Genomic DNA, 11663 nt, shown 5'->3' on the forward strand with positions numbered 1-11663 from the left:
ACAAAAATATACCCTCGATATGTTTCCACGTACACATATCAAGGGCTTAGGTCGAGTAGACAGATTCACTTTCATTTTATAAAACCTAGTATCTTCAAGGCTTTCCGGGCTTTATTTCTTAGACATCAAGCAAATGGTCTCCACATGATTCGTCCAAGGGAACATATCCACAGGCTGCACCTCATGCACCTGATAGCCTTCGCCCTGCAAAATACCTAGATCTCTCGCCAAAGTCCCCGGGTCACAGGATACATAAACTATTCTCTTTGGCCGAAGTTCAATTAGCCCTTTTAGAACCTTACGATCGGCACCAGCACGAGGGGGGTCGAGAACGACAACGTCTGGCTGTTCAGGAATTTGTTGAAAAGTATCCTCTACTTTGCCGGCAATAAATTCTACATTTCCTATTTGATTATGTTCAGCGTTGACCTTGGCATCCGCTACAGCGTAAGGGTTTTCTTCGATTCCCCAGACCTTTTTAGCATTCCTCGCCAGGGGTAAAGTAATGGTACCGATGCCTGAGTAAAGATCCCAGATCACTTTCTCCGGTGATAAATCCGCCCATTCCAGCACTTTAGCATATAGCTTTCTCGTCTGAATCGGATTGACCTGAAGAAAGGCTAGTGGCGATATGTTAAATTCCTGGCCTAGAATTTCCTCCGTAAAATCGGTTTCTCCCCAAATTAACTCCGGCTTTCCCTGAGCATTTATCCCCCAAATAGAGGATATCCTTTCTTGTCCTTCTTCTCTACCCTTTCCAGTTTTTGATTCCTCTGATTTATACTTATTATCCTCTAACCGAATATCATCTCCACTAGGCCTAGTTCCCTGTATTAAGCCATTAGTCCACGCTATTCTCCCTAAAGTTTCTCGAACTCTTTCTGCATCATATACCGGATCAAGAATCAACATTTCCTCTCCCCGAGAGTTTTCGCGAAGGGTAAGGGTTTTAATTTCGGGCACTTCTTTATGTAGGATGCCTTCCAGTTCTTTAATCCAATGATTCATAGATTCACTGATCAATAAGCAATCATCAAAGCGAACACTCGAGTTGCTCTTTTCTTGATAATAACCAACCTTCCTATCCTCACTGCAGTGAATTTTAGCTTTATTGCGATAACGCCAAGGCTCCTCCATGCCTATGGTTGGATGAACATTCACTTTATCTATATCAATTTTGCCGATCCGCGAAAGAGCATCTTTTACCCAGCGTTGCTTCCAAAGTAGCGTTTCCTCATAATTTAGGTGCTGAAGCCGGCATCCACCGCAAATTCCAAAGACTGTACAGGGGGCATCGACGCGCTGAATTGACACAGTACCTTTACGAATGGATAGGAGCTTACCCCGCTGCCAGTTCTTCTTTTCTTCAACTATCTGAACTTGTCCTAATTCACCGGGCAGAAGTTCCGGCACAAAGGTTGCTTTTCCTTCATGATAGCCCACACCCGCTCCATCCGAAGCCAAACGTAGACATTCTATTTCAATAACCCGTTCTAGATTAGACTTCTGCCCAAATTCGGTGCTTATATTTGACAGTACTTTTTTCTTCTGGCCATATTGTCTGGCTTTTTGATACACGAAGTCTTTTCCTCCTAAATTTCAGATATTCTAAATTTGCATTACTATCATCTACTCCATCGATTTTCTAATCCAACATTAGGACTTAAGTGTTATTTTTTCACTAATTCCATTACCTTTGAATCCACACCATTAAGGCCATGAGAGTATTCCAGGTCCCGTGGGCAATTATCGAAGGCCAGATGCTGCTCGTCTTTTCATAGAGCCAAGCCAGGACAATTCCCCCCACAAGTAAAGGTATGAACCTCACCACATCGAAATGAAGGAGAGCAAACAATCCTGCCGTTAAAAGAATTCCTTTACCTCTCCCATATTCTTGGCGAAAGGGCGGATAAAAAACCCCTCGGAAGAAAACTTCTTCTTTAATCGGAGCAATCACTCCTCCAAGCAGAATAAGTAATATCAATTGCCAGTTATATTGGATACCCATCAGAACAAGAGTAAAACTTTGTGGGGCAGGTGTTCCTAATTTACCGGCTAAAAAGTTACCCAATAAGCCCACTGCCACTAGAAGAAAAACACCCATCAGTAGCCCAAGGATAATATAGCGAAAGCGAGGCCTTACCAGTCCTAATTCGCGCAAAGGTCTTTTGATAAGCCTGAAAAAAACTAGCAGTATAGCAAGATAGAGTAGGGCCTCTCCCATCCCAACGGTCAAGAAGCGAAAGAACCCCTCTAATTGATCTAAATCCTTGGGAGTTCTAAGCCACCCTAGAAATAACTCTATAATATAGATGATCAGCAATAAAAAAAGCCCCTGCCAAACATTCCATTCCGGACGGCGAGGAGGAATCGGCAAACTTCTATCCATAGTTTGCTTAGCATTTTTCACTTTATCTACAACTTTTTTAGTCTTTTTGTCCATTTATATTCTTCCTTAGCCTTATAGTCTTTCGTGAGCAGATGAATTCTTCTGCTCATTACAGTTGTTCTTTACTCATTTTAAACGAAAGGACTGAAAGTGTCTATTACCGCGTAAAGACAACACCATGCATAGTTGAAATCGGAAGCGCCCCGCTCTCCATTGCCCCTAGAGATAATTCCAATCTGCACGATAGCCTCTGGGTTATTGCTATTTCCTAGGGTGACAAACCTTGAAAGTAACCCAAGAGGAATGGGACCTAGGGTATTGGGATTAGGGATAAAGATATGTGCTACTGGAAAATAACATCAAACCAGCTATTCCTGACCTCTTCCCCAGGCAAATCGCTAATATCTTTGGGCTTAAACCTTTTAAGATCACCTTGAAATATGACCTTACCATCTACGCTTAGTAAGCTTTGAGGACGGACAAGATTTCGCGGAATATTTAAATTAATAACCCCACTTTCTTTAAGGATACAATACACAAACTCGGAACATAAGAAGCGATCTTCATAACAGGAGGGCTTGCCCAATAAACTATTTAAGAGACCAGTGTAGTTATATTTGTAAAAATCCTTATTAACAATGAATTGGCCCAGTAGCTCCTTGTATATGGATTGCGCCTTCCGAAACTGTACATTTGCTCTAAATCTTTGTCAAAGGAGATGGCCGCATGGGTATATTCATCCTTTTTAAACATCCGGATCAACTTTGAGATGAACGTGTTAGTTCTGGTTAAGACTATATATAGGCAATTACTTTCCATAATGAGTACCTCCGTAGAATTATCTCATGACTCATTATGACGGAGAGATTTTAAGTATTAATAAACAAAACCTTAAGAAAATCTTAATTGCTTATAAATAAAACAACTGCCGAGAGTTAAAGCTTTCTGCTTGTCACTCATATGACAGTTGTTTTGTTTGCTCCGTTCTCTTATCCAAGATACTTATGCCTAAAATGATGAAGCATTTCGTGGAGTTTTTCATGAGTTCCTTTTCCCATTACCTCCCCCTCAAATTCTTCAAATTGCTCTAGCAGTCGTTTTTGTTGATCCATGGGGAGCATTTTATCACCTAACGGAAATAAAACGTTATTTTCTTTATTAATATGAGCCCGCATCAGAGCGATGTAACCCCTAGCACTTTGGACAAATTCATCTTTTTGCAAGGTTTCCGTTTCGATTGAAGTCCCCATCGCCGCAATGTATTTTCTACCTTCATTATGCTCCAGAAGCATTTGGCCTATAGGTCCTCCGTCTTTGGAAACTCCCACCTTTTCCATCGCAGGAAACATAAGGCCTTCTTCTTTCCCATGATGGCACTTATCGGCAAATAGTCTTAGGAAATTAACAATTTCCCCAATTTCACTGGTCTCAACCTCTTTATACTCCTGGAGCTTATCGGCCATTTTCTCAAGAATGTTCAGCCCTAGAAGAACACCCTCATGTTCATTTATCAGATCTTCACTTGCATACATCATTAAGTTCCCCTCCTTATTTAATTATTTCATTTATTGATTAGCTTTTCCTTATACCCGAGCAAGCGGGCTGCATTAATTATTACTAATAATACTGACACTTCGTGAACCAACATGCCGAAGGACAAATTGACCGTTTTGATTAATACTCCCGCTAGCAGTAACGCAGCTACAAATAGGGCAAAGGAGATATTTTGTTTCATATTGATTACCGTGGCCCGGCTTAAGCCCATCGCGTAGGAAAGCTTCCTAATCTCTGCCGACATAAGCACCACATCTGCGGTCTCCATGGCAACATCGGTTCCGGCCCCACCGATGGCAATCCCTAAATCGGCCGAGGCCAGTGCCGGTGCATCATTTACGCCATCGCCGACCATTGCTACCCTTCCGTATTTTTCCTGGAGCTCATTCAGTACCCTTACCTTATCTTGAGGAAGCAGTTCGCTGAAATACTCATCAAGTCCTATTTCCTCCGCTATTGCTTTAGCGGCCCTCTGATTATCACCAGTCAACATTACTACTTTTTTTATGCCTAAAGATTTGAGTTTGACAACTAAGTTCCTGGCATCGTCCCTTACAACATCTGCAATTGATATTACACCAATAACGCCTTTCTTATTACCAATAATTACCGTAGTTTGTCCCTTTTTCTCTTCAACTCTAAGATAATCCTCATGCTCAGCTACACTGATTCCGTTGGTTTCAAATAGCTTTCGATTGCCGATATAATACATTTCTCCGTTAAAGCCGAATTTTAGACCTTGTCCGGTAATGATCTCCGCATTCTCGGGAACCTGGCGGATTTCGCCCAGTAGATATTTTGCCTTGCTAACAATTGCCCTAGCTAGGGGGTGTTCCGAATAAGATTCCCCGATAGCTGCAAGCCTTAATAATTCATTTTCGGGGATTCCAAAAGCTATAATTCTGGTTACGGATGGTTTACCTATAGTCAAAGTTCCGGTTTTATCAAATGCTACTACTTTAACGGTTCCCAGCTTCTCCATAATCTCGCCGCCCTTGACCAGTACCCCATGCTTGGCACCATTACCGATCCCGGCCACAATGGATACAGGGGTGGAGATAACCAGGGCACCGGGACAGGCTATGACAAGAAGGGTTAATGCTAATACCAAATCCTTGGTAGCTAGATAGATAACTATGGCCAAAATTATAATCGCAGGGGTGTAATAACGGGAGAACTTCTCGAGGAACTTCTGAGTTTTTGCTTTTTTATCCTGAGCTTCTTCTACCATTTCCAAGATTCTGGCAAAGGTTGTATCATCTCCTACTTTATCTGCCCTGATGATCAGATAGCCGGATTCAATAATAGTACCGGAAAATACGGTTTCATCCACAGTTCGACTTACGGGAATGGACTCTCCGGTTATGGCTGCCTGATTGATATAGGCACTTCCTTCAATAACAGTACCATCCACGGAGATTTTTTCCCCCGGCTTAACCACAACCAAGTCGCCTTTTACAACTTCCTCAGGAGTAATCTCTATTTCAATCCCATCTCTTTTTACTCTCGCCTTATCAGGGGCTAAATCCAGCAAGGCCTTGATGGAAGATCTGGTTTTTTCGATAGTTCTTGCCTCCAGATAATCCCCCAACATAAAAAGAAAGGTTACTGCAGCGGCCTCCCAGTATTCACCGATAATTACTGCCCCGGTGACTGCGATGGTTACCAAAGCGTCAATCCCTACGATACGGTACCTTATGGCTCCAATTGCTTTTTTGAAAATAGGGGTACCCGCAAATAGGGTTGTCGCCAACATGAGGATGATGGTAATAGCTTCATATCCGATGAGAACTTTTAATATATAGGAGATCGTGATGAGTACCCCGGATATTAAAATGAGTTGGCTTTTCGTTAGCTTCAACATACGGATACCCCCTCCACCTATTTTTCGCCCAGAACTTTGTAGCCCAATTTATCGATTTTACCTTTGATTTCTTCTGATGAAATCACACTTTCGTCAAAGGATACCTTCACTCTTGAAGTGTTGAACAGAACCTCTGAGTTAATGACACCCACTGTCTTTTTCAGCATCCCTTCGATTTTGACAATACAACTTGGGCAAGAAATTGTCTCTAGTTGATAAGTTTTGTTTGTCATAATGATCACCTCCTCTAGATTTATTTGGTATGTCTATACTATAAATGCTTTTGAAGATAAACACTTTGATCCAAATCAAATTTTGGAAATTAATTTATAACTTTTTTCTGATTAATCAAAAAAAAGAGGCCGCTGGCCTCTTTTAAATAAGATATTCAAACCTTTATAGCTAAGACGAATCAAGATACCTGCCCCCATTATTCAACTAGGAACGTATGCTGTCTAAAGTCTTCTTAATTTCTTGCAGGAAAACTTCGGTGGTAACCGCTTTCTTATTGGGCAGAGATGAGATAATGGCTAGGTCTTTGGTCATAATCCCAGCTTCTATAGTCTTAAGGGAAGCCTCTTCCAATTGATTAGCAAACTCAACCAGATCCTTCAGGCCATCCAACTCTCCGCGCTTTCTTAGGCCACCGGTCCAGGCAAAAATGGTGGCGATGGGGTTAGTCGAGGTTTCTTCCCCTTTAAGGTGCTTGTAATAATGCCGTGTTACTGTACCATGTGCTGCTTCATATTCAAAATTCCCATCCGGTGATACTAAAACAGAAGTCATCATCGCTAAACTACCAAAGGCAGTAGCGACCATATCTGACATAACATCCCCATCGTAGTTTTTACAAGCCCAGATATATCCCCCTTCTGAGCGAATAACCCGTGCTACTGCATCATCGATTAGGGTATAGAAGTATTCAAGATTAGCAGCTTCAAATTTTTCTTTATACTCTTCATCATAGATTTCTTGGAAAATATCCTTAAAGGTATGGTCATACTTTTTGGAGATGGTGTCTTTAGTGGAGAACCATACATCTTGCTTTACGTCCAGAGCGTAATTGAAACAAGCTCTGGCAAAGCTCTGAATGGAGCCATCCAGGTTGTGCATCCCCATAAGGACGCCTTTGTCTTGGAATTCGTGAATGGTCTGGCGGGATTCCTCACCTTTTTCATTGGTGAAAACAAGCTCCGCCTTACCGGGGCCCTCTACTCGATACTCAACATTCTTATAGATATCACCATAAGCGTGACGGGCGATGGTTATGGGCTTTTTCCAAGTAGGTACCAAAGGAGTAACACCTTCTACAAGGACGGGTGCACGAAATAAGGTTCCATCAAGAATCGCCCTGATAGTTCCATTGGGGCTTTTCCACATCTCCTTAAGGTGATATTCCTCTACCCTTTGGGCATTGGGCGTAATTGTTGCACATTTTACTGCCACGCCGTATTTTTTATTGGCCATAGCCGCATCAATAGTGATTTGATCGTTGGTCTCATCCCTTTTTTCAAGTCCAAGATCATAATACTCGGTTTTCAGGTCGATATAAGGGTAAAGTAGAATCTCCTTGATGTACTTCCAGATAATTCGAGTCATCTCGTCTCCGTCCATCTCTACCAATGGAACGTTCATTTGAATTTTTTGCATGCCTTCCTCCTATTGCTTATTGTCTTAAGTTTATTTTCTAGCTCTTAAAACTGAGGCTTATCTTTCTCCCTTTGCAAGTCTTCATAGATATACATAAGTTCCTTATCAAAAAGGGAGCGTTTCATATCTACGGCAAATTCCCGGACCCGTCTTAAGAGTTCATCTGCCTCTTGTTCTGAAATATCTTTTCCATACTCATTGCGGAACTTGGCTTTGATGGCTGCTGTCCCCGAGTGTTTACCAATAACAATTTGGCGTTCCAAGCCCACTTCCTCGGGTTTAAATACTTCATAAGTAAGAGGATTTTTCAAAGCCCCATCGGCATGAATTCCGGATTCATGGGCAAACATGTTACTTCCTACAATAGCCTTCCAAGCGGGAACATACCGTCCGGAGGCTCTGGCCACGAATTCAGAAACTTCTACGAAGCGGCCAGTAGCAAAATTTAAGTCAGTATCGAGGAGATGCTTAAGAGCCATTACCACTTCTTCAAGAGCTGCATTCCCCGCTCTTTCTCCTAAGCCATTGACGGTTACACCAACATGAGTTGCCCCAGCTTTTACTCCTGCTAAGGCATTGGCGGTAGCCATACCGAAGTCATTATGAGTATGCATTTCAACATCGATATCGATATTTTCCTTAAGCTTAGCAATTCGCTCAAAGGTTGTAAAGGGATCGAGTATTCCTACTGTATCACAGTAACGGAGCCGGTCTGCTCCGGCATTCTTAGCTTGTCGGGCAAATTCCAGAAGAAAATCCATATCGGAACGCGAAGCATCCTCAGCATTTACCGAAATATAAAGACCATTTTTCTTTGCAAATTCTGTAGCTTTCACCATTCTTGCCAGAACATCTTCCCGAGTAGTCATTAGTTTATGTTCAATATGAATATCAGAAGTGGAAATGGATATTGCGACAGCATCAACTCCACAGGCGATGGAGGCTTCGATGTCCGAAATTACGGCACGATTCCAACCCATAATGCTTGCCTTTAAACCCATTTTAACAATATCACTAATAGCCTTCTGTTCATCCCCACCCATGACCGGTACCCCGGCCTCGATCTGGTGTACACCGAGATCATCCAGCAACCGGGCTATCATCATTTTCTCTTGGTTGGAGAATACTACTCCGGCCGTTTGCTCTCCATCTCTCAATGTCGTGTCTACAATCGTTAAATGTTTTTTTACCACGACTCTTCAGCTCCTTAGCCATTTGGCATTATTCATTTAATAGTTCATATCAAACCCTATACTAACATAAACTCGTGACATGATGTACTATTCTAAGTCACAAATACTGTATACTTAAGTGCATTTATGAAAATGAAGCTTCCCTTCCTGTAAAACCCAGGAAAGGAAGCCCGTAACGTCATTCTGAGCATTAGTTGTTAAACTTCATTCTGAGCATTAGCGAAGGATCTTGACACTGATTATAGGAGTCAGGAAAGCAGCGGAATACTAAAGGTCTCCCCTAGTACTGAGAAGATCCTTCACTGCATTCAGGATGACAATCCGTTCGGGAAATGAATGAAACAAGGAACCTGTCCCCCTGTTTCAGTTACCCCTGTTTCAGTTATAGTTTAGCGAGTTGCTCCTTAAGCAGATTGTTTACAACACCGGGGTTGGCCTGGCCTTTGGTTGCCTTCATAATCTGCCCTACCAAGAAGCCGATGGCCCTTTCTTTCCCGGCTTTAAAGTCCTCTACGGACTGGGGATTGGCCGCAATCACTTCATCTACCAACTTCAGTAAAGCTGATGTATCGCTGATTTGAGCCAATCCCTTTTCCTTAACGATCGTTTCAGGATCTTTACCGCTTTCAAACACCTCTTCGAGGACGGTTTTGCCAATCTTACCGCTGATGGTTCCCTTTTCGATTAACGTCAGGAGTTCCGCAAGCTGCGACGGTTTAAGCTGTGACTCTTCCACCCCAATTTGCTTGGCATTAAGCAGGCGCGTAAAATCTCCCATTACCCAGTTGACCAAGGTCTTAGCATCATTAAAGCTTTTTAGGGCTTCATCAAAGAAGTCCGACATGCTCTTAGACGAAATTAATACACTTGCATCATATTCCGTCAACCCTAAGGATTTATAGCGTTCCCGACGAGCTGCGGGCAATTCCGGGAGTGTCTTACGGATTTCTTCCACCCATTCCCGTTCGATGACTAAAGGCACCAAATCAGGCTCCGGGAAGTAGCGGTAATCATGGGCTTCCTCTTTGGAACGCAAAGAGAGGGTTTCTCCTTTTCCTTCATCCCAAGTCCGGGTTTCTTGGATGACCTCTTTCCCAGCATCTAAAATACGCGCTTGACGCTCTAGCTCATATTCCAAGCAGCGCCGTACGGAGCTGAAAGAGTTAAGGTTCTTCGTCTCTGTGCGAGTCCCAAATTCTTTTTGACCCTTAGGCCGTAGGGAAACATTGATATCAAAGCGCAGGTTGCCTTGTTCCATCCGGCAATCCGAGACTTCGGTGTATTGAATAACCCGTACCAATTCCTCTAAGAAACCTACCACCTCAGGAATTGAGCGCATATCCGGTTCAGATACGATCTCTAAAAGCGGAACGCCTGTCCGGTTATAATCGACAAAAGACTCTTGGGAAGTAGAGATAGTCCCACCACTGTGAACCAGCTTCCCCGCATCATCTTCCATATGGGCACGAGTAATACCTACTCGCTTCTTCTCTCCATCCACTTCAAATTCCAACCACCCCGTCTTGCAAATGGGCAGGTCGTATTGGGAGGTCTGAAAGTTCTTAGGAGCATCCGGGTAAAAATAGTTTTTGCGGTCAAATTTGGAGTAATCGGCAATCTCACAGTTTAAAGCCAGTCCGGCCTTAATGGCAAGATTAACGACCTCCCGGTTTAAAACAGGCAAAACACCGGGCAGTCCCAAACAAACCGGACAAACATGGGTATTTTGCTCACCGCCAAATTCCGTGGAACAATTACAGAAAATTTTAGTCTTGGTGGCCAGCTCTACATGAACTTCCACACCACAGACCATCTCGTAACGATCGGAAATACTCATCAGCGTACCCCACCTTTAGGCTGACTAGGTTTTACCGTATGGAAGGGGGTGTTTTTCTCAAAAGCGTAGGCCGCTTTATAAAGGGTTCCTTCAGCAAAATGTTTCCCCATTAACTGCATACCCACCGGCAATCCGTCTACAAACCCGGCAGGAATAGATAAAGCAGGTATCCCGGCAAGGTTAATTGGGACGGTACAGACATCGGACATATACATAGTAAGGGGATCATCAGACTTTTCTCCGATGCGGAAAGCGGGCGTCGGAGCTGTAGGGGAAAGGAGTACATCAAATCTGGCAAAAGCCTGATCAAAATCCTGAATAATCAGAGTTCGCACCTTCTGAGCCTTCAGATAGTAAGCATCATAATATCCGGCACTTAAGGCATAGGTGCCGAGCATGATCCGTCGTTTTACCTCAGAGCCGAAGCCTTCCGCCCGGGTTTTGCCGAACATGCCGATGACATCCTCCGGTGCTTCTGTGCGATGGCCATAGCGGACTCCATCATAACGAGCCAAGTTGGAGCTGGCTTCTGCAGTGGCAATCAGATAGTAAGCCGGCATAGCGTATTCCGTATGGGGCAACGAGCATTCTTCCACGATGGCTCCCAGATTTTCATAAGTACGGATAGCTTCCCTAAGCACTGATTCTACCTGGGAATCCATTCCCTGACCAAAATATTCTTTAGGCACACCGATCCGCATACCCCGAATATCTTCTGTTAGAAACTGCTTATAATCCGGCTTCTCGAAAAAAACGGAAGTGGAGTCTTGGTCATCATGCCCGCTGATCGCATTCAATACCAAGGCATTATCTGCTACAGTTTTGGTAACCGGTCCGATCTGATCAAGAGAGGAAGCATAAGCTATCAGTCCGTAACGGGAGACCAGCCCATAGGTTGGTTTTAGACCAACTACACCGCAAAAGGACGCCGGTTGACGAATCGAGCCACCTGTATCCGAGCCAAGGGTATAAACCGCTTGATCAGCAGCAACAGCAGCTACGGAACCTCCGGATGAACCTCCGGGTACCCGCTTCAAATCCCAAGGATTGCGCGTGATGTTAAATCCCGAGTTCTCCGTTGAAGAACCCATGGCAAATTCATCCATGTTAAGCTTGCCTAAAAGGATTGCTCCGGCCTCATATAATCGCTGTGTTACTGTAGCATCATAGGGCGGA

At 43.5% G+C, this 11663-nt stretch carries 9 protein-coding genes; all 9 read right to left on the reverse strand.

Going from position 1 to position 11663, the window contains the following annotated elements; genetic code table 11:
• Positions 1 to 111: 111 nt before the first annotated feature.
• Positions 112 to 1536 (reverse strand): 23S rRNA (uracil(1939)-C(5))-methyltransferase RlmD, encoded by a 1425-nt coding sequence (rlmD, locus tag AC1U9U_RS12975; RefSeq protein ID WP_479960981.1) that lies wholly within the window; start codon positions 1534 to 1536, stop codon positions 112 to 114.
• Between the two features lie 154 nt (positions 1537 to 1690).
• On the reverse strand, positions 1691 to 2443 hold the full coding sequence (locus AC1U9U_RS12980; RefSeq protein WP_479960973.1) for a CPBP family intramembrane glutamic endopeptidase: 753 nt from the start codon (positions 2441 to 2443) through the stop codon (positions 1691 to 1693).
• 935 nt (positions 2444 to 3378) lie between these two features.
• Positions 3379 to 3924: a hemerythrin domain-containing protein gene (locus AC1U9U_RS12985; RefSeq protein ID WP_479960974.1), complete on the reverse strand. Its 546-nt coding sequence runs from the start codon at positions 3922 to 3924 to the stop codon at positions 3379 to 3381.
• Between the two features lie 26 nt (positions 3925 to 3950).
• Positions 3951 to 5807: a heavy metal translocating P-type ATPase gene (locus AC1U9U_RS12990; RefSeq protein WP_479960975.1), complete on the reverse strand. Its 1857-nt coding sequence runs from the start codon at positions 5805 to 5807 to the stop codon at positions 3951 to 3953.
• Positions 5808 to 5824: 17 nt separating this feature from the next.
• Positions 5825 to 6040 (reverse strand): heavy-metal-associated domain-containing protein, encoded by a 216-nt coding sequence (locus AC1U9U_RS12995; RefSeq protein ID WP_479960976.1) that lies wholly within the window; start codon positions 6038 to 6040, stop codon positions 5825 to 5827.
• Between the two features lie 205 nt (positions 6041 to 6245).
• A complete protein-coding gene (locus AC1U9U_RS13000; RefSeq protein WP_479960977.1) occupies positions 6246 to 7457 on the reverse strand; it encodes an NADP-dependent isocitrate dehydrogenase in 1212 nt (403 codons plus the stop codon).
• Between the two features lie 44 nt (positions 7458 to 7501).
• Complete coding sequence (gene nifV, locus AC1U9U_RS13005) at positions 7502 to 8650, reverse strand: homocitrate synthase (protein WP_479960978.1); 1149 nt, start codon at positions 8648 to 8650, stop codon at positions 7502 to 7504.
• A 382-nt stretch (positions 8651 to 9032) separates the two neighbouring features.
• Positions 9033 to 10487: an Asp-tRNA(Asn)/Glu-tRNA(Gln) amidotransferase subunit GatB gene (gene gatB / locus AC1U9U_RS13010; RefSeq protein WP_479960979.1), complete on the reverse strand. Its 1455-nt coding sequence runs from the start codon at positions 10485 to 10487 to the stop codon at positions 9033 to 9035.
• Positions 10487 to 11663, reverse strand: a 1177-nt coding sequence (gene gatA, locus AC1U9U_RS13015) for an Asp-tRNA(Asn)/Glu-tRNA(Gln) amidotransferase subunit GatA (protein WP_479960980.1), incomplete at its 5' end; no start/stop codon positions are given. The genes gatB and gatA, both read right to left, overlap by 1 nt.

The sequence above is a fragment of the Desulfitobacterium sp. genome, assembly GCF_982384815.1.